Consider the following 22,815-nt stretch of genomic DNA (forward strand, 5'->3'; position numbering starts at 1 on the left):
TCTTCCCCCTTGGCAAAGGGGGAAGACCCTGTCGATGCGCGGCGTCGGCGCGGGCCGCTACAGCAGCGAGGCCGGATCGAGCTTGGCGAGATCGGCCTCGGGCAGCACCTCGGCGGCATGCTCGTACAGGCGCGGGATGCGGTTGCGCAGGCAGGTGAAGATCTCATAGCTGATGGTGTCGGCGGCGCGGGCCCAGTCGTCGGCGGTCGGTTCGGCGAACTCCTCGCCGCGGCCCGGTCCGAACAGTTCGACCGTGTCGCCCTCGTGCACGCCGAGCGCGGCGGCCGAACCGTGCAGGTCGAGGATGAACTGGTCCATGCACACGCGGCCGGAGACGCGGTACAGCTTCGGGCCTTCGGCGGTCATCACGCGCACCGGGCCGCCCGCCTTCTCCACATGCTTGGCGCCCTGCATGTCGAATCCGGAGGCGGAACGGTGGATGCCGTCCGCGTAGCCGAGCGGCACGATCGCGGTGGACGTGTCGTCGGGGGTGAGGTAGGTGCGGCCATAGGAGATGCCGTGGCCGGCCTCCACGTCCTTGACGGTGCCGAGCTGCGCCTGTAGGCGCATCGCCGGCTTCAGCGCGTAGCTGGACGGCGTGCCCATCGCCGGATCCGGCTCGTAGCCGTACAGGCCGATGCCCGGACGGGTGAGCTCGAAGTGGATCTCCGGGCGGGACAGCGTGGCCGCCGTGTTCGCGAGATGGCGGATCTCGGGGGCGATGCCGGCGGCCTCCATGCGGGCGGTGAACGCCTTGAAGTTCTCGATCTGACGGTCGGTGGAGGCGACGAACTCGGGCACGTCCGGCGAATCGGCCACGGCGAGGTGGCTCCACTGGCCGACGATGTGCAGCACGCCCTCCTTGGCGAGCGGGACGAGCTTGGCGAGCGCCGCGTCGAAGCCCTCCGGCGTGAAGCCGTTGCGGCCGAAGCCGGAGTCCACCTTCACGTGCACGCGCGCCGTCCTGCCGAGCCTGCGGGCGGCGGCGGCCACCGCGTCGATGCCGGGCAGCGAGCCGACGGACACGTCGATGTCGTTGGCGATGAGCTCGTCGAACGGGACTTCGGCGCCGTTGTAGACCCACGTGAGGATGTGGCAGCGGTCGGGGCCGATGCCGAGCTTCCTCAGCAGCAGCGCCTCGTGCGACTGGGCGGTGCCGAGCCAGGTCGCGCCGCCGGCGAGCGCGGCGAGCGCGGCGGGCAGCAGGCCGTGGCCGTAGGCGTCGGCCTTGACGACGCCCATCACGGCGGTGCCGGAGTGCGGGCCGCCGACCACGTCCACCAGATGCGCCATGTTGTCGCGCAATGCCTTGAGGTCGACGATGGCCTGCGCGGGGTAGCGACGTCGGGCGGCCGCATAGTTGGCCTTGCCCTCCGGAGAGCTGAATTCGATTTCGGGAGCTGCGTTCATACTCATGACGCCCCATTGTCGCGCGGCGTGGTGACGTGTCCATGGCATGCGACCACATTGCGGCCGGGCGTGGCGGCGCCGCGTCGCCGGCGTCCACGTCCGGCATCGCTTCATGAGACGCGCCGCGCCGGTTTTCCGGCAGTCCATGTACACTCGCTTTTCACGGTTTGTTTGCCGTTTTCCCGCCCGTAACGTTCGGGGGCAACAATCGACCGTATTCAAGACTCCCGGCGTTGAGGCGTGCCGGGGTCCCGGAATTCCGTCCGGCCAAGCCCATTCCACGTGTTCATGAGAGAAGACCATGAATCTGTTCCGTAAGAAAACGGTGGATCAGCTTGTCGCCGATTCCACCCCGCTCAAGCGCACGATGCGCACCTTCGATCTGACGATGCTCGGCATCGGCGCGATCATCGGCACCGGCATCTTCGTCCTGACCGGCAAGGGCGCTCTCACCGCGGGCCCGGCCCTGTCCGTGTCGTTCCTGCTGGCCGCGATCTGCTGCGGCTTCGCCGGCCTGTGCTACGCCGAGTTCGCGTCGATGGCCCCCGTGTCCGGATCCGCGTATTCGTACGCGTATCTGGCGTTCGGCGAACTCATCGCGTTCGTGATCGGCTGGAATCTGATCCTCGAATACGCCCTGCAGGCGGCCACCGTGTCCGCCGGATGGGCCGGCTACTTCAACAAGCTGCTCGAAGGGTTCGGCCTGAGCCTGCCGGTCGAGCTGACGGCCGCCTACGGCACCACGCCGGGCGTGACCACCTACTTCAACCTGCCCGGTTTCGTCGTCGTGCTGCTCATCACCTGGGTGCTGTCCATCGGCATCAACCAGACGAAGAAGACCAACGACATCATGGTGATGATCAAGCTCGCGATCATCGCGCTGTTCATCATCTGCGCCGTGTGGTACGTCAAGCCGTCCAACTGGCAGCCGTTCTCCCCGTACGGCATCTACACGTTCCAGCCCGGCTCCACCCAGCCGTACGGCATCCTGCCGGCCGCGTCGATCGTGTTCTTCAGCTTCATCGGCTTCGACGCCGTGTCCTCCTCCGCCGAGGAGACCATCGAGCCGAACAAGACGCTGCCGCGAGGCATCCTCCTGTCACTCGCCGTCTCGACGGTGATCTACATCATCATGACGCTGGTGATGACCGGCATCGTGCCCTACCAGGAGTTCGCGAAGTTCATCGACGCCCCGGTCGCCGGCGTGATCCTGTACACCGGCATGAACTGGCTGGCCGTGATCGTGAACATCGGCGCGCTCGTCGGCATGACCACGGTCATGCTCGTGCAGCTGTACGGCCAGTCGCGCATCTGCTACGCGATGGGCCGCGACGGCCTGTTCCCGAAGTTCTTCAGCGAGGTGCATCCGAAGCACCGCACCCCGTTCAAGGGCACATGGTTCTTCGGCATCCTCACCGCGATCGCCGGCGGCTTCATCAACATCAACATCCTGTTCGAGCTGGTGAACATCGGCACGCTGTCCGCGTTCATCATCGTCTCCGCCGGCGTGCTGTGGATGCGCAAGACCGCCCCGGACGCGCACCGCGGCTTCAGGGCACCGGGCGTGCCGGTCGTGCCGGCGCTGTCCATCATCTTCTGCCTGGTGTTCATCGCCGGCCTGAACTGGGAGACCTGGGTGCGGTTCGCGATCTGGCTGGTCATCGGCCTGGCCGTCTACTTCGGCTACAGCCGCCGCCACTCCAAGCTGGAGGGCGCGGACGCCGCCGGCACCCCGCAGGTCGCCGCGGCGAAGGCCGAATAGCCGCCACGTCCGCCCGATACGACGAAGCCCCTCGATGCCCATGCAATGGGTCGAGGGGCTTTCCCGTAAATTCGGAGCAATGCTCCCTACCATTCGTGGCGTTGGTAGGCTATACGCGTCGTATCCGTCGGCCGGTCGATGAGCTGGATGAGACCGCAGCGGGCGAAGCCGCTCGTCTCGAGCACGTGCTGCATGGCCTTGTTGTTCGGATGCGTGTCGGCGCGCACGTTGCCGTAGTGCTTCAACGCCCACCGGATGCAGTCGCGGGCGGCGTGGCGCACCAGACCGGACGAGGCGATGCGGTGGATGGTCACATACGTGTCGTCGTCGAGCCACGCGCCGTCGATATGCGCGTAGGTGGGGTCCTCGCCGGGGCACAGGGCGAACTGGGCGAGGATGCGCTCATGTCCATTCTGCGTATCGACCAGCAGCATCGTGCGCTGGTTGGCGATGTCGTCCTTCACGACCTCCTCGCGGGGGAACGTGTTCCCCCACTGCGTGGGGTTGCCGTTGCGGGCCATCAGCTCGCGCGCATGCGCATACACCTTGAGCATATGCGGCAGGTCACGCATGGTCGCGTGACGGAAACGACGGGACGACGCATTGGAATCGGACACCACACCTCACCTCACGGTCGCGCGAGAGCCCCGCACGGGGATTCGATCGGAAACAATCAACTGACGCGCTACGCTACCATGCCCGCCTCACAAACATCGCGGGTTTCCCGTGGACCGGCTGAATGTTCCCTGACCTTCCGGCGACGATCGAAAGGCGTCCTGACGACGGAAACGCCCCGACGCCCCAGCGCCCCGACCGTTCTCTCAGACGACCTTGCGTTCGAACGGATCGGAGCTGATGCCCTTGGCGAGGATGTCCTTGCACCATTCCTTCGCGGTGAACAGGCTGTGGTCGCGGTAGTTGCCGCAGCTTTCGATCGTGGTGGCCGGCACGTCGTCCCACGTGGCCTTGTAGGCGATGAACTCAAGCGACTCCTTGAGCGCCTTGGCGACCTCCTCGGTGGGGTGCTCGCCCCAGGTGAGCAGGTGGAAGCCGGTGCGGCAGCCGAACGGCGAGCAGTCGATGTAGCCGTCGATGCGTTCGCGCAGCAGCACGGCAATCGTGTGCTCGATCGTGTGCAGCCCGGCCGTCGGGATCGCGTTCTCGTTCGGCTGCACGAGGCGCAGGTCGTAGTTGGAGATCACGTCGCCGCGGGGACCCTTTTCCGTGTCGATGTAGCGCACGTACGGCGCCTTCACCTTCGTATGGTCGAGCTGGAAGCTCTCCACCACCGGCTTGTCGGTCTTCTCCGCCATGTTCGTTCCTTTCCGCATACGCCGCGACGGCACGCGTCCGCGTGCCACCGGCGTATCCGCCGCCCATCCTAGTCGCCGATCGTCGGCAGGCGGCCCGTCGCATCCGGCCATCGTTATAGACGCTCGTTATACTCACGGCCGCCCCAAGCCTACACGGTCCGGCTCAGGCCGCTCCGCCGAACGCGGCGATCGCCTCCATGAACCGTGCGCCGTACGCCTGGAGCTTGCGCTCGCCCACACCGTTGACCGCGAGGAACTGCGCATCGTCGGCCGGTTTGATGCGCGCCATGTCGCGCAACGTGCGGTCGGAGAACACGATGTACGGCGGCTTGCCGATCTCCTGCGCGATGGTCTTGCGCAATTCGCGCAGACGCTGGAACAGCGCCTCCTCCTCGTCGCCCGGCACGTAGGCGTCCGCATCGACGGGACCGTTCGTGCCCGCCGCGCCGAACACGGTGGAGGACGCCGAACCGGCAGAGACGCCGAACCGGCGCATCCGACCACCGCCGGACGCGCCGCCGTCGGAGCGCACGGCCTTGCGTTCCACGCGTTTGATCTCATAGTGGAAGTCCGGTGATACCGTCTCCACCGCACGGGTGCCGAAGCGGACGATCGGCAGACTCCCGTCGCTGATGGCGAGATAACCGTCGGTGGCCATCTGGCTGAGCACGTCGCGTACACGCCTCTCCGGCACGTCCTTCAACGTGCCGAAGCTCGGCATGCGTTCCGGGTTGAGCCAGGCGAGATCCCGCGCCTGCGAACCGCGCAGGATCTTCACGATCTTGCCGGAGCCCAGACCGTCGCGCACCGGGTACGGCGTGGTCTCCCGCCCCAGCTCGTCGTGGTCGAACGTCACATCGTGCACGCAGCGGCTGATGTTGCGCGCGATGTCGGTCACGTCGATGGTGGTGAACGTGCGTTCGCAGTTCGCGCACGCGCCGCACTTGACGGTCGCATCCCCCGCCTCGCCGGAGCCGCCCGCCGCGGCAGGACCGTCCTCCTGCCCGAAGTAGCGGGTCATGTACCGATGAAGACATTCGGTGGTGCGGCAATAGCCGATCATGCCGTCGAGCAATCGGCGGCGGTTGCGGCGCGCGATCTCCTGCTCCTCGGGAGTCATGCGCTCGTTGTCGTGGTCCGATTCCAGCAGACGGCGGCGCGTGCCGATGTCGGAATCGTTCCACAGCAGCGTGCACCGGCTGGGTTCGCCGTCACGCCCCGCACGACCGGCCTCCTGGTAGTAGGCTTCGATGGATTCGGGCATGTTGTGGTGGATCACATAGCGCACGTTCGATTTGTCGATGCCCATGCCGAACGCGTTCGTGGCGACGACGACAGGAACCCGGTCGGTCACGAAATCCCGCTGCGCCCTGGCCCGGACCTCCGGGCTCATGCCGCCGTGGTAGGCGACGGCGACGGGCCCGCGCTCCCCCGTCCCCGGACCCGCGCCGGACGCACCGCCCGCGCCGGGACGCTGCGGGACCGACTGGTTCAACGTGTCGGCGAGCTGTTCGGTCTCCTTGCGCGTGGAGCAGTACACGATGCCGGATTCGTCCGGATGCGAGGCCACGTAGTCCACGATCCACGCGGCCTTGCGTTTGCGTTCCATGTTGATGACGTCGAAATACAGGTTCGGCCGGTCGAATCCGGTGACCGTCACCTGCGGCGAGACGAGGCCGAGCAGGCCGACGATGTCGCGCCGCACCTTCTCGGTGGCGGTGGCGGTGAACGCGCCGACGACCGGGCGGCGCGGCAGCGAGCGGATGAAATCGCCGATGCCGAGATACGAGGAGCGGAAATCCTGGCCCCATTGGGAGACGCAGTGCGCCTCGTCGACAGCGACGAACGAGATCGGCGTGCGCATGGCGAAATCGCGGAACCGTCCGGTCTCGAGCCGTTCCGGGGCGACGTACAGGAGCTTCACCTGCCCGGACGCCGCCTGGGCGAGCACCATCGACTGCTCGTCCGGTGCCTGCATGCCGTTGACGAACGCCGCCGGCAGGCCCTGGTCGTTCAGCGAGTCGACCTGGTCCTGCATGAGGGAGATGAGCGGCGAGATGACGATGGTGACGCCGGGCAGCAAAGCGGCCGGTATCTGGTAGCACACGGATTTGCCGGCGCCGGTGGGCATGACGGCGAGCACGTCGCGCCCATGAAGAAGCGCGTCGACCACGCCGTCCTGCCCGGGGCGGAACGATCCGTAGCCGAAGTACCGTTCCAGCGCCCCGAGCGCCGCCGCATGCGCATCAACCGTCTGTCCAGTCATGGTTCCACCATACATTCCCCATGGTGCGGCAACACACTTTCTCCACAACGGCGGAATGAAGCCGTTTTGGGCCACCGCACCATGGGATGTTCACCGCACCATGGGGCATGTGGATGGGGTCACAGCCGAGCCAACGCCTGGTCGAGGTCGGCGATGAGGTCGTCGGCGTTCTCGATGCCGACGGAGATACGGATCAGGTTGTCCGGCACCTGGAGCGTGGTGCCGGACACGGAGGCGTGGGTCATGGCGGCGGGCACCTCGATGAGGCTTTCGACGCCGCCGAGCGATTCGGCGAGCGTGAAGATGGCCGTATGGTCGACGAAGCGCTTCGCCGCCTCTGCCCCGGCCGCGAGCTGCACGGAGACGATGCCGCCGAATCCGCCGTGCATCTGGCGTGCGGCGATCTCGTGGCCAGGATGGGATTCGAGGCCCGGGTACCAGACGCGTTCGATCACGTCGGACGGCTGGGATTCGAGCCACTGCGCGACCTTGAGCGCGTTGGCGGAGTGTCGCTTGACGCGCAGGTCGAGGGTCTTCAAGCCTCGGATGTCGAGCCAGGAGTCGAACGGGGAGGGCACGGCACCGGCCGCGTTCTGCAGGAACGCGACCTGGTCGCGCACGTCGGCGTCATTGAGGACGACGGCGCCGCCGACCACGTCGGAGTGGCCGCCGATGTACTTGGTGGTCGAGTAGACGACCGCGTCGGCGCCGTCGTCGAGCGGGTGCTGGAGCGCGGGCGAGGCGAACGTGTTGTCGACGACGACCTTGGCGCCGTGCTTGTGCGCGAGTTCGGCGGTCAGGGCGATGTCGGTGATGTTGAGCAGCGGGTTGGACGGGGTCTCGACCCAGATGTAGCGATACGGCTTGGCGGCGAGCGCCGTTTCGACGGCCTTCGGGTCGGTGATGTCGACCACGTCGAGGCCGACGCCCCACGGCACGAACACCTTGGCGAGCAGACGGTAGGTGCCGCCATACACGTCGTTGCCGAGGAGGATGTTGTCGCCGGGCTTCAGGGTGGAGCGCAGGAGCACGTCGATGGCGGCGAGACCGGAGGAGAAGGAGAGCGCGTATTTCGCGCCTTCGACGGCGGCGAGCTGCTCGTCGAAGCTGGTGCGCGTCGGGTTGATGGAACGCGAGTAGTCGTGCCCGCCGCGCAGGCCGAGCACGCCGTCCTGCTTGAACGTGGAGGTGGCGTAGATCGGCGTGACGACGGCGCCGGTGGTCGGGTCGGGTTCCTGTCCGGCGTGGATGGCGCGGGTGGCGAGTGCGGTTTCGGCGAACTGTGCGTTGTATTCGGCGGACATGGTGTTCCTTTCAGATGGGTCGTATCCGAGGATACGTCTCCGGCCCGTGGGGACCGGCGTGGTTGTTATCGATATTGGTGATGACGGGTATGTGAGTTCCGGCGATGTCGGGGACATGGCGGGCGGGTCGGGGCGGCTGCGCGCACCGGTCCGCCCCGCCCGGCTACAGGTACTGCTCGACGAGCGAAGGGCGTGCGGTCCGTTCGACCACGTCGCCGTAGCCGTTGGCGCGCATCCAGTCGTCGTCGAAGATCTTCTCCAGGTAGCTGCGGCCGGAGTCGGGGGCGAGCACGACGACGAGCTGGTTCTCGTCGAGGTCGTGCGTCTTCGCGTACTTGACGGCGCTGGCGACGGCCATGCCGGAGGATCCGCCGACGAGCAGCGCCTCCTCGCCGGCGAGACGCCGGGTCATCTCGAACGCTTCGGCGTCGTTCGCCTTGACGATCTCGTCGGGGATGGCACGGTCGTAGGCCTCCGGGTAGAAGTCCTCGCCGACGCCTTCGATGTCGTACTGGTGTACGTCGGCGGGATCGGCCGCGGAGTAGATGGAGCCTTCCGGGTCGGATCCGACGACCACGACGCGCCCGTCGGACGCCTCCTTGAGGTAGCGCCCGGTGCCGGAGATGGTGCCGCCGGTGCCGACGCCGGCCACGAAGTGCGTGACCTTGCCGTCGGTGTCGCGCCAGATCTCGGGGCCGGTGGTGGCGTAGTGGCTGGCCGGTCCGTTCGGGTTGTCGTACTGGTTGGGCCGGTAGCCGCCGGGGATGGCCTTGGCGAGGCGTTCGGCCACCTGGTAGTAGGAGCGCGGGTCGTCGGGGCCGGCGTCGGTGGGGGTGACGACCACTTCGGCGCCGTACGCGCGCAGTACGGCGCGCTTCGATTCGGAGACCTTGTCGGGCAGGGTGAAGATGGCGCGGTAGCCGCGTTGCTGGGCGACCATGGCGAGTCCGACGCCGGTGTTGCCGGACGTGGGTTCGACGATGACGCCGCCGGGCTTCAGTTCGCCGGAGCGTTCGGCCGCGTCGATGATGCGCGCGGCGATGCGGTCCTTGGAGGAGCCGCCCGGGTTCATGTATTCGATCTTCACGGCGATGGTGGCGCGGACGCCGTCTTCGGCGGGGATGCGGTTGAGTCTGACGAGCGGGGTGTCGCCGATGAGGTCGGCGGTGCTGTTCGCGATGGTCATGATCGTCTCGTTTCCTTGTGGTTCCGTTGCGGGTCGGTCGGGTTGGGATGGGATGTCGGTTGTCGTCGTGAACCGGCGTTCCCCTGCGAGACGGTCTGGAGTGGTGCGTTGGCTGTGATGACGGGTGGTTCGCGTGCCATGCGCGAGTTCGATGATGCTTCCTTCACGGATTCCGTCAGGAGTATCGGCACCCCCAACGTGCCAATAATCGACGTGATACCGATGGATACCTACGTGCGTGAAATCCGAAACGAAAATCGCGGCGATTCCCCTGCCGCATTCGAATGCCCTGTCTCAAGTTATGCGTCACTGACCGTCCGCCCGGGGGCGTCGGTTAGCGACAACAACACATGAGAATCTGCATGCCTCACACGATACCACCTCCCTCCCCGCCAGCGTGTCGAGAACACTTCAAACGCCCATATCGTGGACAGGTTCGGCTTGGCTCCCTCTGACGAGGGAGCTGCCGGCGAAGCCGGCTGCCGGAGACGACATGTGGCCCATACCGGCAACGGCACGGGCCACACAATCGAGGCAGGGGCATCATCAGGCATGAATCCCCATCAGTCGAGCAGTCAGATCACCCACCGACGTGCGGCGTTGACCTCGCGGCGCATCGTGAGCCGTCGCGCCACGGCCACGCACACGGCGGACAACGCGACCGCCTCGACGAGCGGAATCCATGCGACGTACAGATGCCATTCGTTCCAGTTCGATTCGTACCGGATGACCTCGCCGGTCATGGCCTGCGCCAGCCACGCCAGTTTCACGGAGCCGTTGAACAGGAACAGCCGCATCGCCGCCGCGTATGCGATGACGACCACGCCCACGGATGCCGCGAGCCGCTTCGCCCCGCCCGAGCACGCCCATGCGGCGGCCGCGCCGGCCAGCAGTCCCAGCGCCGCGGCGGCGAGCATCAGCGCGAAGCAGGCCGCGCCCATGAACAGCCATCCGCCGGGAATGATGCCCGACACTTTCAAGACGCCGCCCGTGGAGGCCGGAACATACTGCCAGGCGTACAGGAACCGATAGGAGAACGGCATCTGGTAGAGGTCGTTCCCCCACCAGCCGTATACGACGTTCGCGTCGGCGGATGACGAGGGACTTCCCCAAGCGCGGTACGCCAATGCGTATTCCAACGCCGTCATCACGATCGCGGACGATACCGCCGCGACCGCGCCGCATATGGCCGGCGCGAACGCCAGCGAGCGCCGGTTCACGCCGTGGCACAATTCCGGCCCCACGAACGCCAGGAACCAGATCAGTCCGGCGGCGAACAGCATCAGCCCCATCAATGATTCGATGTCGGCCGCACCGGCGCCCATCATGATGTCGTCAAACGCATACGGCATCCGCACATGCCAATGCCCCTGCAGGGTGAGATACCGCACGCCGCCGCCGATCGCGGCCATCACGACGCCCGCGCCGAGCACCGCCGCATACAGTCCCGCGCATCGCCGCATCATGACGCACGTCTGCCGGCCGGCCCGATGACGCCGCGCCGTCCGCACCGCCACGCCATCGGCATGCACGTCGCTTCGCGCATCGCCCGACGTTGTTCTTTTCGTCATCGCAGTCATCGCGACACCTCGTCTTTCTCCGTTCCGGCACCGACGACACCAGAAGAATCGTCGGTCTCGTCGATGGCATCGTCGTCGGCCGTATTCCCCGCAACGCCGCCATCGCCGGTCACGCGGATGAAGTAGTCCTGCAGGCCGAGCCCGCTCACGGCGATGCCGTCGGGCACGTCGCGTTCGTCCACGTGGCCGCGCACGGTGACGGTGGCGAGCCTGCCCATGCGTTCGACCGCGACCGGCTGCAGTCCTTCCGCGTGGATGAACGCGTTCACGCTCGTCTCGCCGCCGACGAGCACAGTGGCGCGGGAGGCGACATCGCCGGCGTCGAACGCGTCGACGACGCGGCCGCGGTCGAGGATGACGGCGCGTTCGACGACCTGCGCGATCTCGTCGATGATGTGCGTGGAGACGACGATGACGCGCGGCCGTTCGGCGAACGATTCGATGAGAAGCCGGTAGAAGCGTTCGCGGTTCGCCGCGTCGAGCCCGTTGACCGGTTCGTCGAGCAGCAGCACGTCGACGGGCAGGCACAATCCGGCGACGAGGCGCACGATCTGGCGCTGGCCGAGCGAGAGACCGCCGTATGAGGCGTTCGCCTTGATGCCGAACGCGGCGAGCATGCGCGCGGCCGCCTCGCCGTCGACACCGCCGCAGTAGCGGCCTTCGCGCTTGAGAAACGCGGAGACGCGCATGCCGAACAGGAACGGCAACGTCTCGTTGACGAGGTGGATGCGCGCCTGCGCGTGCTCGTTGTCGCGCACGTCCTCGCCGTCGAGTTCGACGTCGCCGGATGTGGGCAGGAGCCGGTTGGCGATGGTGGCGAGCAGCGTGCTTTTGCCGGCGCCGTTGCGGCCGAACAGGCCGTGGATGCCCGGTTCGAGCGTGAGGTTCACGTGGTCGAGGGCCGGCGCGGACGCCTTGTGGAAGGTCTTGGTCAGGTCGTTGATGATGAGGCTCATGATCGGTATCCCCTGTCGATGATGTCCTTGAGTTCGTCGGCGCCGATGCCGAGCCGTTTCGCCTCGGCGATGAATGCGCCGACGCGCGTGGTGAGGAATTCATCGCGTTTGGCGTCGCCGGCCTTGCGCCTGGCCCCGGCGGTGACGAACATGCCAAGCCCGCGGCGCTTCTCCAGCAGCCCCTGGTCGACGAGCAGGTTCATGCCTTTGAGCACGGTGGCCGGGTTGATCTTGTACGTGGTGGAGATCTCCGTGGTGCTGGGCACCTGCTCGCCTTCGGCGAAGGCCCCGGAGACGATCGCCTCGCCCAGCTGTTCGGCCACCTGACGGAACAGCGGCGTGGTCCCCGAAAAATCGAATCGCATGTGGCTTCAACTCCGTTCATGGTGGGCCCGTGGCCATGCGCGCGGCGTTTGCGCACAGCCACGGGCGGCGTCACTCCCAGGCGGTTTTGGCCGGATTGGCGCGCATGTCGTCATACAGACCGAATACTTCATCGTACCCGTATTGGTCGCTGCACGCTTTGACCTCCTCGTTGCCGGTGAAGGTGCCGTCGGCGTTCTTGACGACCGGCCCGGTGGGCAGGGTGTTGTAGTCGGCCTTGGCGGCGTAGACCGGCTCGGTGGGTTCGACCCATCGGATGCCCTTGGCGGCGAGACACTGCGTGTATCCGGCGGTGAGACCGGACAGCTCGTCCTGCGTGATGACGCCGTCGGCCAGCACTTGCCTGGCCTCGGCACTGGAGACGGTGTCGCGCAGCCGCGCGATCTCGGGCGCGTACGTCTTCTGGACGCCGTCGGGCACGACCGGCTCCAACGCATCTGCCGGCCGTGCGGCCGCGGAGGTCGAAGCCGGTTCGCCCAGCGCATCGCCGCGCGCATTGACCGACAATCCCGCCAGCGGGATCAGCATCGCGCACACGACCGCGATCGCCGCATATCGCCCTTGGATCTTCATGATGACCTCCTTGCAGCCTGATGAATAATCCGATGCAAGCAACCTTGTTAGTTAGTCAGTTAGTTACTTGTGTAACTAACCATATAACCAACCAATCGCGCCGTCAAATGCGACGTGCCATATCGACACGCCAAAACCACCCGGACTTCAACAATGATATATTTATTGATAGTTTATCAATATCATTACCGATAGATAGAGCGCCATTCCACCCGCACGCTTACGAAAACCAGCCGAAAGGAGGCGACAATGCTGTTGCGCATCGATTCGACGAGACTCCGCTATCTGCTCGAACGACGACGGGAGCGAATCGGATTCGGACACCGGGAAACGCATCTGACCGCGGTCGCGGAAGGGTTGTTCCTCATACTGACCGCGTGCACGACGTCCATGGGCATATGGTGGCGGTTCGGATTCGTCGCGATCGCCATCGCGGTCACCGTATACGCCGTACTGTCCACTATCATTACTTGGAGCAAAGGCTACAACGCCGGGAATCTGTACAGGGAGCTGATCGATTTGGACCGCACGGAGATACGAAGCAGCATCATCGCCGTCAACGACGGCAACCGGTATCTGCTCTACCACGACACCGGCTGGGACTGCGACTTCTTCCCCAACCACGCGACGCGCGACGACGAGTCCGAGAACCTTCGCACGCTGACGGAATACTTGTCGCGCGGATTCGACATCCCGCAGGCGGATTTCACGCTCACGCGCGTAGGCGGAGAGTCCCACGAGAAATGGTCGGCGGAGCACCACGAGACACGGTTCTATGATTACGTTCTCTACAAAGCCGACGTCACGCACATGCCCGAAGCTTGGAAGGCCGACCGGTTCCACGTGGACTCGAAGGACTGCCGTTGGATGACCGTGGACGAGATGCTCGCCGATCCGCGTATCCGTGAGATCAACGCCGACGTGGTGGGTATGGTCAAAGCACGGATGTAGGAGCCATCCGCCACCAGCCCATATCGCGGGACGTTACAGCGAAGCGGCCTCGATGAGGCGGCGCGTGTAGTCGGACCGCGGCGACCCCAATACCTGCGCGGTGGGGCCGGTCTCCTCGACGCGGCCGCCGTGCAGCACGAGGATGCGGTCGGCGATGTGCTGGACCACGCCCAGATCATGCGAGACGACGATCAACGCCGGACGCTCATCCCGCCCGCCGGCGGCCCCGGAGCCGTGCACGATCGACTGCAGCGTCTCCAGGATCCGCACACGGGCGGCCACGTCGATGGCGCTCATCGGCTCATCGGCGAGAATCACCTTCGGCTCGTTGACGATGGCGCGTGCGATGGCGACGCGCTGCGCCTGCCCGCCGGACAGGTCGCACGGGTAGCGGTTCAGGAACTCGCGCGGGTCGAGGCCGACTCGCGCCAACGCCTGCACGGTCTTCGCGCCGACCTCGTCGAACGCGTAGCCAAGCGCGCGACGGCGCAGCCACAACGGTTCGGACACGGAGCGTTCCACCGTCCACCGCGGGTCGAGCGAGCCATACGGGTCCTGGAACACGATCGACGATTCGGCACGCAAGGCGCGCATGCCGGCGGAGCCGTGCGAGACCGGCTCCCCCCGGTATGCGATCTCACCGGAGTCGGCGGCGCCGAGTCCCAGCATGATGCGCGTCAGCGTGGTCTTGCCCGAACCGGACGCGCCGATCACGGCAAGGCACTCCCCCGCACGCACCTCGGCGGACACGTCGAACAGCACCTGGCGGCGCGCGGGTCGCGCGAACAGTCGCGTCAGACCTCGCAGTCCGGTGTGCATGTCGCGCGACGCGAACGACGCGTCGATGTGGCGGGCGGCGAGCAACGGCTGGGATTGGATCGGTTCGGTCATCGTTGCACCTCCTCGGTCGGCTTCGCCGCCGGCTCCCCCTCACCGGAGGCGCGACTGGATGCGTCGGCGCGCAGCGTGAGCATGCGCGCGGCGGCGACGAGTCCGCGGGTCGGCGCGGCCTTGGGCGCGGCGAGCAGGTCGGCGGTGGCGCCGGCTTCGGCGACGAGCCCCGCATCGAGCACGTAGCAACGTGTGGTGGCGCGTTGCAGCACGGCGAAATCGTGGGTTATGAACAGCATGGATGCGCCCGCGTCGTCGACGAGCGAGACGAGCAGGTCGACGATCTGGCGTTGCGTGATCGAGTCGAGCGCGGTGGTCGGCTCGTCGGCGATGATGAGCCGCGGCGACGTGACGAGCGCCGCGGCGATGCCGACGCGCTGCCGTTGCCCGCCCGACAGTTCGTGCGGCCGTTTGAGCAGCGCGTCCTGCGGCAGGCCGACCTTGTCGAGCATCGCCTTGATGCGGTCCACGCGTTCGGCGAGCGTCAGATCGTAATGCAGGTAGAGCGGCAGCCCAACGATCTGCGCGACGGTCATCACCGGGTTGAGCGCGCGCGTCGGGTTCTGGAACACGACGCCCACGTATCGCCCGCGCAGGTCGGCGAGTGTGCGCTCGTCCGCGTAGACGGACGGACCGCCACGCCGCCAGCCGCGACCACCACGGGACCCGTCACCGTCATCCCCGGCCGTCCCCGGTGCGAGGACCGTCGTGTCTCCCATCGTGATCGCGCCGGACAACGCCGCCTCGCGCGGCAGCAGTCCGAGCAGCGATTTCGCGATCATCGATTTGCCGGAGCCGGACGACCCGATGAGGCCGACGCGCTCCCCGTCGCCGATATGCAGGTCCACGCCGTGCACGATCTCCTTCGCGCCGAGCGCGACGTGCAGGCCGGAAATCTCAACGGCCATCGGGAGCCTCCTTTCGACCGGCGTCATGCGGAACCGCCGTCGCGACCGCCGCCCGCAACGCGGGATTCGCGACCGGGTCGGCGGCGTCGCGCAGCGCGTCGCCGAACAGGTTCAACGCGACGACGACGAGCGTGACGACGAGTCCCGGCCACAGGACGGTCAGCGGGAACACGTTGATGAGTTTGACCGATGTGGCGAGCGAGTGCCCCCAACTGGGCACGCCCGCGCCGACACCCACGCCAAGGTACGTGAGTCCCGCCTCAGCGAGCACGGACGTTCCGGCGGACATGGACAGCTGCACGGCGAGCACCGGCGTGATGTTCGGCACGATGTGCCTCACGAGCACGCCGAAGCCGCCGGCACCGTTCGCGCGCGCCGATTCGACGTACTGCGAGCGTGCGGCGAGCAGTGCGGCGGGCCGCGCGACGCGGGCGAGGTTCAGTCCGTAGGCGATCGAGCAGGCGCCGACGACGACCGCGGCGGACGCGCCGAACGGCACGGCGAGCAGCAGCGCGATGAGCACGGTGGGGATGGAGATGAGCGCGTCGACGACGGCGACGGAGATGGAAGCGAGCGCGTTCGAGCGCGCGACCATGAGCCCGACGAGCAGCAGTCCCAGCGCGCCCGAGCAGACGACGGTGAGCGCGGCGATGGCGAGGTTCGTGCGAGAACCGGCCATCAGCCAGCTCAGCACGTCGGCACCGGTGCCGTCGGTGCCGAGCCAGTGCGAGGACGACGGCACGGCCCACACATGGTAGCCGTCGGTCTCCAGCAGCGGCCGCGGCGTCCAGAACAGGGAGACGAGCGCGACGAGCAGCCAGATCCCGAGCGCGACGAGCGCATAGCGTCCCGTCCCGCGCGACCACATGGTTCGTGCGATGATGCGCAGTCGCGCCATCATTCCTCCTCTCCGGCGGCGAGGCGCGGGTCGAGCGCGCGGTGCGCCAGGTCGACGACGAGACCGAGCGTCAGGAAGAATGCGGTCAGCAGGAACAGTTCGCTCTGCACGGCGACGAGGTCGCGGTTGCCGACGTCGCCGACGAGCAACGCGCCGAGCCCGGGCAGGGCGAACAGGTTCTCGATGACCATGACGCCGGTGATCATCGAGGCGAACGTCAATCCGATGACGGAGACGAGCTGCGGGGTGGCGAGGCGGAGCCCGACTCGCAGCAGCGCCTGCGTGCGCGTCATGCCGCACGCCATCGCCATGTCGACAGGACCGCCTTCCGCGGCGATGTCCTCCAAGGCGGCGCGCGTGTAGCGCATGATGCCGGCGGCCGCGACGAATCCGGTGGCGAGCGCGGGCAGGACGAGTGAGGCGAACGCGCGTCCGGGCGCGCCCGTCCAGCCGTCGGCGGGGAATCCCTGCGACGGGAGCACGCCGAGCAGGCCCATGCCCCGGCCGAACAGGAGGAGCAGCAGCAGGCCGCTCCACAGGGCGGGCACGGCGCCGCCCGCGATGGCGAGCACGTGGAAGAATCCGCGCAGTCGGCGATTCCGCGTGATGACGGCGGCGCAGCCGAGCGGCAGTCCGACGGCGAGCGCGACGACGAGACTCATGACGATGAGCGGGAACGTGATCGCGGCGCGCTGGCCGACCTGTGCGGCGACCGCGCGGCCGGTCAGCGCAGACATGCCGAGGTCGCCGTGCAGGAGACCGCCCGCCCAGTCGAGGTATTGGACGGGGTATGGCCGGTCGAGGCCGAATTCGGCGCGCAGCTCGGCGACGCGCGCGGCGGTCGCGTTGGTGCCGGCCATGACGACGGCCACGTCGCCCGGCAGGATACGCAGCGCGGCGAACACGAGCACGGAGATGCCGAACAACGCCGCGACGAACAGCAGCAACCGCCGTATCACGAATCGCATCGATGATCCTTTCCTATCATGGCTCCCTCTGACGAGGGAGCTGGACGCCATAGGCGGACTGAGGGAGAGATCCCGTGGCCCGTCACCGCTCAATCACTTCTCGTAGGTGATCTGCCACAGGGGCAGCACGGTCTGGCTGAGGTTCTGCGGGAAACCGTGGACGCCCTTCGCGTAGGCGATGGTGACGCGCCAGGAGAACAGCCAGTCGGCGGGAGCGTCCTCGGAGACGATCTTCGCGGCCTTGGCGAGATAGTCGGAGGCCTCCTCGTCCGTGGTGGCGGCGAGCGCCTTCGCGTACAGGTCCTGCACCTGCGTGTTGTCGTAGTGGTAGTAGTAGCTGGGGGTGGCCCACTTGTAGAAGTCGTGGCTTTCGGCGTGGTCGACGAGGGAGAGCTCGTAGTCGCCGTTGGTGTGCACGTCCTGCAGCCAGGTGGAGAACTCCACGAGATTGACGTGCAGGTCGATGCCGATGGGTGCCAGCTGGCTTTGCAGCTGTTCGCCGAGTTCGCTGCCGTACACGTTCGCGTAGGTGAGAGTGATCTCGAGCGGCTGGCTTTCGGTGTAGCCGGCGGCCTTCATGAGCCGCTTCGCCTTGGCCACGTCATGCGGGTAGACGCCGGTCAGGTCCTCGTAGCCGGGGTCGACCTTGGGGATCGGGCCGCCGAGCTTCGCGTCGACGCCGCCGCGCGAGGCGATGAGCTGCTTGTGGTCGATGGCGTAGCGGATGGCCTGGCGCACGCGCTTGTCCTTGAGTTTGGCATCGGTCATGTTGAACGCGAGCACGAACTTGTCAGAGCCGTCGCCCGCCTTGACCACGTAGTCGGGGTTGTCGCGGAACGGTCCGGCGAGGGTGGCGGCAATCGGCGAGAGCACCTGCACGTCGCCGCTCTTCAACGCGTTGATTCCCGCGTTGTCGTCGGGGAGGAAGCGGATGATGACGTTCTCGGTCTTCGCCTTGTGCGCGGTCCCCCAATACTTCGGGTTGGCCTTGAACACGATCTTGTCGCTCGGGTCGAAGGATTCGACCGTGTACGGTCCGGAGCCAAGCGCGCCGGTCTTTTCGTCCCAGGTCGCGTCCTTGTCGTAGACGAGGCCGGGGCGGCCGGTCAGGTACCACAGCATGTTCGAGTCGGGCGCGGAGAGCGTGATCCTCACCGTGTGCGCGTCGACGGCCTCGGCCTTGTCGAGGTTGGCGACCTGGTCGTAGTTGTAGTATTTCCTCGCCTTGAGCTCGTTGATCGACCAGGCCACGTCCTCGGCGTCGAGTGTGTCGCCGTTGGAGAAGTTCATGTGGTCGTTCAGGTGGAACGTGTAGGTGAGCCCGTCCTTGGACACGTCCCAGCTTTTCGCGAGGCCTGGATGCACCTTGTTGTCGGAGCCGCGGGAGACGAGGCTTTCGTACACGTTGCCGATGAGGATCTGCTCGAGCGCGGAGCCGGACTGGTGGCGGATGTCGAGGTTCACGGGGGCGAGCTTCAGTCCGATGGCGACGGTGTCCGCCGTCTTCGCCGAGGACGCGCTGCCTGCGCCTGCTCCGGTGCCGTCCGCATCGTCCTGCTTGTTCGTGAAGAACGCGTTGACGCCGACGACGAGCGCCGCGACGACGATGACGGCGATCAGCGACCACAGCCATGCCTTTGACCTGCCGCCGCCGCGTCGTTTCGATGATTTCGCGCGGCCTTCGAGACTCGCGTCGGTGCTGGCCGCGCCAGCCGTGTTGCCGTTTGTCGTATCGTTGTTCGTCGCCTTGTCGCTGGTTGCGCCGGCCTCGCCGTGCACACCGTCATGCTGGGACATGCAATGCTCCCTTGTCGTGGCGCACGCGTTCGCGGGCATGCTTACGCCCCGCGAATCCACGCGCGTGAATCGTGATTGATCGTCGGTTGACCGCCCACGCGGGTCGATCACCGGGTCCCACTATAGACCACGCCGCTGTCGGCCGCGGCATCCCCTCCCATCCGCTGCCATATGGAACCGCGACGGCGCTTCCATGGCCGTCATCGCGGCGGTATGCTGGGGACAACGCCCGCGTTCAATGAGGACACGGCGAGAAGGGAACCCGACATGAGCCAGCCATATCCGCCTCCGCAGTACCCGGGACCGCAATATCCCCAGAATCCGCAGTACCCGCAGAATCCGCACGGACAGTATCCACAGTCGCCGAACGGACGATACCCGAGTGGGCAGTATCCGGCGGGGCCGGGGTACCCACCGCCGTACGGTCCGCAATATCCGTACGGCGGCCGGCCGATGCCGCCGCGACGACCACCGCGGAAGAGCAGCGGCACGACGGTCGCCGTGGTGGCCATCTCCGTGATCGTGATCGTGGTCCTCACGCTCGGACTCGTGTTCGCCGGCATCGCGTGGAAGGTGAACGCCATCCAACGCGACCTGACGAGCGCCGTCGAAAACGGTTCCGGCGGCTCGGGGTCCGGTTCGGGAGGCTCGGGTTCCGGTTCGGGTTCCAGCGTCCTGCCGGACGACGGGAAGGACATCGTCCCGTGTTCGGCGTCCGAACAGTACGCCTCCTATACGGATCTCGTGAATGACACGTACGACAAGTACGAACGGAAGATCGACGCGGGCACGATCTTCGACGATCTGAACCTGCAGCCCACGCAGGATTCCGCCGATTACGTGCACGATTTCATGCTCATCCTCACGGACCGCAAGGCGGCGCTGCGGTTCGGCTGCGAGATCACCACGAGCGTGGACGAGCTCGACGACATCTACGCGGCGAAGTCGGACGAAGTCAAGGAGCTGGAACGCAAGCTCAACGACCATGAGGATTTCGGCATCAAAATCAGCATCAAACGTTCGGATGGTTCCGTCTACGAGTCCGACGGCGGCGCTCCCCCGGAACAGACGATCTCCGACGTGGAGGCCGCGATCAGGGCGGTGCCGGTCACGCCGGGCGCCGACGGCACGTATCTGGGCGTCGGCGAAAGCATCGTCCAGGCGGCGGGGCTCAGCGCGAACTACGATTTCCAGCAGATCTACCAGTACTGCTCGCGTTCCGCCGACAACGACGAATACACGGTGGCCGCGTTCTGTTCGGCGAATCCGCGCGTGATCTACGTGAACCAGGCGCACGCCGGATACTCGTCCAACATCACGACCCCGTACTATGCGGACGTGATCAAACACGAGATGGGCCACGCGCTCGTCTACCAGCAGTGCGGCACGACCCGTCCGCCGGTCGGCGTGAACAGCGAGGCCCTGGCGAACAGCTACGCGCTCAAATACCTCGGCGGAGACCGGTCCAACCTGCAACGCAACACGAAGTCCTACCCAGAATACGCGATATCGGACGCCAGCGACCAAGCCGCCGAACGAGTCCACAACAAACAATGCACCGCCGGCTGAGAGCCGCAAGCAATCCGCTTCCCTCAGGCGGAGCAGCCCGGCAAAGCCGACCGTACCGGACATTGTCCTCGCTCCCCCCCCTTCTAGGGGGAGCTGTCCGGCAAAGCCAACCCGGTTGAACATTGTCCTCGCCCATTACCATGTTTGGTAGGTCCCGGTGGTCGGGGCCGGGTCGCCGGTTCCGGTATGGCTTTCCTGCCCTGTCGTTGATGATCCGGGGGGTGTTGTCGCCGGGAGCGGGGACGTTCGATGACCGCTGATAGGAACCAGGCCGGCCGCATGGACGCGTCGGGGCGCATGGCCCAGGTCTCTCGTAATGTGGATGCGGCACGGGCGTCCGGACTCCATCGACCGAGTCACGGCGGCCGACGGAACATCCCCATGACGGGAGGACAATGATGAGCCCGGACGACATCGACGTGTGGGTCGGCCTGGACGTGGGCAAGAGCGCGCACCACGCGTGCGCCCTCGACCGCGACGGGAACACCCTGTACGACAGGCCGCTCAAACAGGACGAGAACGCCATCCGCACGATGCTGGAACGCCTCTGCGAACACGGCCGCGTGCTGCTGGTCGTCGACCAGCCCAACACCATCGGCTCCCTGCCCCTGACCGTGGCCCGGAGCATGGGCGTCGCGGCCGCGTACCTGCCCGGAACGGCGATGCGCCGGACCGCGCAGCTCCTTCCCGGGACCGCGAAGACCGACCAGCGCGACGCGCACGTGATCGCGTGGGCCGCGCTCAGGCTCCCCGAGAGCCTCAGGGACGCCGGACCGGACGACGAGACCCTCGCCGCCCTGAAGCTGCTCGCCGGCCATGACGAGGACCTCGCCCACGAATCCACCCGCCACATCAACCGCCTGCGGAGCCTGCTCCTGCAGACCCACCCCGCGTTCGAACGCGCCCTCAAGGGCGACCGCATCACCCGCGACGCGACCCTCGCCCTGCTCGAGCACTACGGCGGGCCCGCCGGCATGAAAAAGGCCGGCATCGACCAGGTCAGGGCGTGGGCCAAGGACAACAAGCTGCGCGCCGGGACCATCATCGACGACATGTTCGAGGCGATCGGCCGGCAGACCCTCACCGTGCCCGGCACGCTCACGGCCGAGACCATCATCCCCTCGATCGCCCATGACATCAAGACCATCAAGGACCGGCGGCGCGACCTCGCCGCGCAGGTCGAAAGGCTCCTGGAGGACCACCCTCTTCTCCGGGTCCTGACGTCGATGCCCGGGGTGGGCGTCAGGACCGCGAGCAACATCCTCCTCGGCATAGGCGGAGACATCACCCGCTTCAAAAGCGCGGCCCACCTCGCCGCGTACGCCGGCATCGCCCCCGTCACCAGCCAGTCCGGCACCAGCATCAAAGGCGAACGCCCCGCCAGAGGCGGCAACAAACGACTCAAGAACGCATTATGGCAATCCGCGTTCGTCGCATCCACCAAACACCCATCCTCCATCGCCTACTACAAACGCAAGCGCGAACAAGGCAAACACCACAACGCCGCCGTCATCTGCCTCGCCCGACGCCGCTGCGACGTCATCTACAGCATGCTCAAGAACGGCACCCTCTACCAGGAACCGACCCTCGCCGCCTGAACACCACGAAGGACGAACACACCGGTCGCCACCGGCAAGGCGAAGCACGCCCACGACAACCAACCAAAACCCGACACATCAACCCCCTACAGAATTGACAAAAACATAGGAACACCCCCCCTCCTAGGGGGAGCTGTCCGGCTACGCCGGACTGAGGGGGTACGTCACGTGCCGCCCACTCTCTTGACAATCCAGCCCAATCCTGCTCCACTCCCGAGGAGCTGTCCAACTCCGCTGGACTGAAAGGGGATTTTCGTATATGTCTGTGCCCCTTGCAAGAGAAGACAGCTTCGCTCCCGAACCGGAAACATCATAGATGAGATTCCAATCCGCATCCTCGTGAGAGGAGCGACGACGGGCAACGCGTACTTAGATTGGTCCTTCATATTCCAATCCACGCCCCTCGCGAGAGAGGCGACGGAGGACAACCGGTCGTAGGTGTCATGTTCGGTAATTTCAATCCACGCCCCCCGCGAGAGGGGCGACTGCCCATCAGGGCCA

Annotated in this window: 19 protein-coding genes and 1 CRISPR repeat array (1 of these 20 running past the window's edge); of the genes, 4 read left to right on the forward strand and 15 right to left on the reverse strand. The window is 66.5% G+C overall.

Annotated features, from left to right (window positions below):
- Nucleotides 1–57: 57 nt before the first annotated feature.
- Complete coding sequence (alr, locus tag AC1AYD_RS10005) at nt 58–1,416, reverse strand: alanine racemase (protein ID WP_476503348.1); 1,359 nt, start codon at nt 1,414–1,416, stop codon at nt 58–60.
- 295 nt (nt 1,417–1,711) lie between these two features.
- On the opposite strand from alr, the gene AC1AYD_RS10010 reads away from it, so the two are divergent.
- A complete protein-coding gene (locus AC1AYD_RS10010; RefSeq protein ID WP_476503347.1) occupies nt 1,712–3,172 on the forward strand; it encodes an amino acid permease in 1,461 nt (486 codons plus the stop codon).
- Between the two features lie 86 nt (nt 3,173–3,258).
- Here AC1AYD_RS10010 and AC1AYD_RS10015 read toward each other — a convergent pair whose 3' ends face one another.
- The 9 genes from AC1AYD_RS10015 to AC1AYD_RS10055 all read right to left on the reverse strand — a co-directional run bounded on the left by AC1AYD_RS10015 (nt 3,259) and on the right by AC1AYD_RS10055 (nt 12,734).
- Entirely contained in the window at nt 3,259–3,744 is a 486-nt protein-coding gene (locus AC1AYD_RS10015) for an N-acetyltransferase (protein ID WP_476503356.1), read from the reverse strand.
- A gap of 249 nt (nt 3,745–3,993) precedes the next feature.
- A complete protein-coding gene (locus AC1AYD_RS10020) occupies nt 3,994–4,485 on the reverse strand; it encodes an S-ribosylhomocysteine lyase (RefSeq protein ID WP_476503346.1) in 492 nt (163 codons plus the stop codon).
- Between the two features lie 163 nt (nt 4,486–4,648).
- Nucleotides 4,649–6,751, reverse strand: coding sequence for a RecQ family ATP-dependent DNA helicase (locus AC1AYD_RS10025; protein WP_476503345.1), 2,103 nt, complete (start codon nt 6,749–6,751; stop codon nt 4,649–4,651).
- A 119-nt stretch (nt 6,752–6,870) separates the two neighbouring features.
- Nucleotides 6,871–8,055: a cystathionine gamma-synthase gene (locus tag AC1AYD_RS10030; RefSeq protein ID WP_476503344.1), complete on the reverse strand. Its 1,185-nt coding sequence runs from the start codon at nt 8,053–8,055 to the stop codon at nt 6,871–6,873.
- A gap of 163 nt (nt 8,056–8,218) precedes the next feature.
- Nucleotides 8,219–9,241 carry a pyridoxal-phosphate dependent enzyme gene (locus tag AC1AYD_RS10035; RefSeq protein WP_476503343.1) on the reverse strand — a complete coding sequence of 341 codons (1,023 nt, stop codon included), beginning with the start codon at nt 9,239–9,241 and terminating at the stop codon, nt 8,219–8,221.
- 575 nt (nt 9,242–9,816) lie between these two features.
- On the reverse strand, nt 9,817–10,707 hold the full coding sequence (locus AC1AYD_RS10040) for a hypothetical protein (RefSeq protein WP_476503342.1): 891 nt from the start codon (nt 10,705–10,707) through the stop codon (nt 9,817–9,819).
- Nucleotides 10,708–10,817: 110 nt separating this feature from the next.
- Nucleotides 10,818–11,777, reverse strand: a complete 960-nt coding sequence (locus AC1AYD_RS10045; protein WP_476503341.1) for an ATP-binding cassette domain-containing protein — start codon at nt 11,775–11,777, stop codon at nt 10,818–10,820.
- A complete protein-coding gene (locus AC1AYD_RS10050) occupies nt 11,774–12,142 on the reverse strand; it encodes a GntR family transcriptional regulator (protein WP_476503340.1) in 369 nt (122 codons plus the stop codon). Before AC1AYD_RS10050 ends, AC1AYD_RS10045 begins: the two co-directional genes overlap by 4 nt.
- Before the next feature lie 70 nt (nt 12,143–12,212).
- Nucleotides 12,213–12,734 (reverse strand): hypothetical protein, encoded by a 522-nt coding sequence (locus AC1AYD_RS10055; RefSeq protein WP_476503339.1) that lies wholly within the window; start codon nt 12,732–12,734, stop codon nt 12,213–12,215.
- Between the two features lie 249 nt (nt 12,735–12,983).
- Here AC1AYD_RS10055 and AC1AYD_RS10060 point away from each other — a divergent pair, with 249 nt between their 5' ends.
- Nucleotides 12,984–13,685, forward strand: a complete 702-nt coding sequence (locus AC1AYD_RS10060) for a DUF1206 domain-containing protein (RefSeq protein ID WP_476503338.1) — start codon at nt 12,984–12,986, stop codon at nt 13,683–13,685.
- A 33-nt stretch (nt 13,686–13,718) separates the two neighbouring features.
- On the opposite strand, the gene AC1AYD_RS10065 is transcribed toward AC1AYD_RS10060, so the two are convergent.
- The 5 genes from AC1AYD_RS10065 to AC1AYD_RS10085 form a co-directional block, all read right to left on the reverse strand.
- Entirely contained in the window at nt 13,719–14,504 is a 786-nt protein-coding gene (locus AC1AYD_RS10065; RefSeq protein WP_476503355.1) for an ABC transporter ATP-binding protein, read from the reverse strand.
- 68 nt (nt 14,505–14,572) lie between these two features.
- Entirely contained in the window at nt 14,573–15,484 is a 912-nt protein-coding gene (locus AC1AYD_RS10070; protein WP_476545124.1) for an ATP-binding cassette domain-containing protein, read from the reverse strand.
- The gene (locus AC1AYD_RS10075) at nt 15,474–16,352 is read right to left on the reverse strand and encodes an ABC transporter permease (RefSeq protein WP_476545130.1); all 879 of its coding nucleotides are present in this window, start codon (nt 16,350–16,352) and stop codon (nt 15,474–15,476) included. The genes AC1AYD_RS10070 and AC1AYD_RS10075 overlap by 11 nt, the downstream gene beginning before the upstream one ends.
- Before the next feature lie 29 nt (nt 16,353–16,381).
- A complete protein-coding gene (locus AC1AYD_RS10080) occupies nt 16,382–17,350 on the reverse strand; it encodes an ABC transporter permease (RefSeq protein WP_476545125.1) in 969 nt (322 codons plus the stop codon).
- Between the two features lie 93 nt (nt 17,351–17,443).
- The gene (locus AC1AYD_RS10085) at nt 17,444–19,147 is read right to left on the reverse strand and encodes an ABC transporter substrate-binding protein (protein WP_476545127.1); all 1,704 of its coding nucleotides are present in this window, start codon (nt 19,145–19,147) and stop codon (nt 17,444–17,446) included.
- A gap of 504 nt (nt 19,148–19,651) precedes the next feature.
- Between AC1AYD_RS10085 and AC1AYD_RS10090 the strand changes: the two genes are divergently transcribed.
- Entirely contained in the window at nt 19,652–20,716 is a 1,065-nt protein-coding gene (locus AC1AYD_RS10090) for a hypothetical protein (RefSeq protein ID WP_476503333.1), read from the forward strand.
- Nucleotides 20,717–21,114: 398 nt separating this feature from the next.
- On the forward strand, nt 21,115–22,314 hold the full coding sequence (locus tag AC1AYD_RS10095; protein WP_476503404.1) for an IS110 family RNA-guided transposase: 1,200 nt from the start codon (nt 21,115–21,117) through the stop codon (nt 22,312–22,314).
- A 386-nt stretch (nt 22,315–22,700) separates the two neighbouring features.
- Nucleotides 22,701–22,815: direct repeats of the CRISPR family, unit length 33 nt; it runs 2,724 nt beyond the window's last position.

The organism is Bifidobacterium sp. LH_426 (assembly GCF_056356875.1).

What these genes read in the sequence shown, in the direction of transcription:
- AC1AYD_RS10030 (WP_476503344.1), bottom strand. Translation starts at nt 8,055, where the DNA reads ATGTCCGCCGAATACAACGCACAGTTCGCCGAAACCGCACTCGCCACC.
- AC1AYD_RS10050 (WP_476503340.1), bottom strand. Translation starts at nt 12,142, where the DNA reads ATGCGATTCGATTTTTCGGGGACCACGCCGCTGTTCCGTCAGGTGGCC.
- AC1AYD_RS10085 (WP_476545127.1), bottom strand. Translation starts at nt 19,147, where the DNA reads ATGTCCCAGCATGACGGTGTGCACGGCGAGGCCGGCGCAACCAGCGAC.
- AC1AYD_RS10025 (WP_476503345.1), bottom strand. Translation starts at nt 6,751, where the DNA reads ATGACTGGACAGACGGTTGATGCGCATGCGGCGGCGCTCGGGGCGCTG.
- AC1AYD_RS10035 (WP_476503343.1), bottom strand. Translation starts at nt 9,241, where the DNA reads ATGACCATCGCGAACAGCACCGCCGACCTCATCGGCGACACCCCGCTC.
- AC1AYD_RS10020 (WP_476503346.1), bottom strand. Translation starts at nt 4,485, where the DNA reads ATGGCGGAGAAGACCGACAAGCCGGTGGTGGAGAGCTTCCAGCTCGAC.
- AC1AYD_RS10010 (WP_476503347.1), top strand. Translation starts at nt 1,712, where the DNA reads ATGAATCTGTTCCGTAAGAAAACGGTGGATCAGCTTGTCGCCGATTCC.
- alr (WP_476503348.1), bottom strand. Translation starts at nt 1,416, where the DNA reads ATGAGTATGAACGCAGCTCCCGAAATCGAATTCAGCTCTCCGGAGGGC.
- AC1AYD_RS10080 (WP_476545125.1), bottom strand. Translation starts at nt 17,350, where the DNA reads ATGCGATTCGTGATACGGCGGTTGCTGCTGTTCGTCGCGGCGTTGTTC.
- AC1AYD_RS10075 (WP_476545130.1), bottom strand. Translation starts at nt 16,352, where the DNA reads ATGTGGTCGCGCGGGACGGGACGCTATGCGCTCGTCGCGCTCGGGATC.
- AC1AYD_RS10045 (WP_476503341.1), bottom strand. Translation starts at nt 11,777, where the DNA reads ATGAGCCTCATCATCAACGACCTGACCAAGACCTTCCACAAGGCGTCC.
- AC1AYD_RS10040 (WP_476503342.1), bottom strand. Translation starts at nt 10,707, where the DNA reads ATGATGCGGCGATGCGCGGGACTGTATGCGGCGGTGCTCGGCGCGGGC.
- AC1AYD_RS10065 (WP_476503355.1), bottom strand. Translation starts at nt 14,504, where the DNA reads ATGCACACCGGACTGCGAGGTCTGACGCGACTGTTCGCGCGACCCGCG.
- AC1AYD_RS10015 (WP_476503356.1), bottom strand. Translation starts at nt 3,744, where the DNA reads ATGCGTGACCTGCCGCATATGCTCAAGGTGTATGCGCATGCGCGCGAG.
- AC1AYD_RS10060 (WP_476503338.1), top strand. Translation starts at nt 12,984, where the DNA reads ATGCTGTTGCGCATCGATTCGACGAGACTCCGCTATCTGCTCGAACGA.
- AC1AYD_RS10095 (WP_476503404.1), top strand. Translation starts at nt 21,115, where the DNA reads ATGAGCCCGGACGACATCGACGTGTGGGTCGGCCTGGACGTGGGCAAG.
- AC1AYD_RS10055 (WP_476503339.1), bottom strand. Translation starts at nt 12,734, where the DNA reads ATGAAGATCCAAGGGCGATATGCGGCGATCGCGGTCGTGTGCGCGATG.
- AC1AYD_RS10070 (WP_476545124.1), bottom strand. Translation starts at nt 15,484, where the DNA reads ATGGCCGTTGAGATTTCCGGCCTGCACGTCGCGCTCGGCGCGAAGGAG.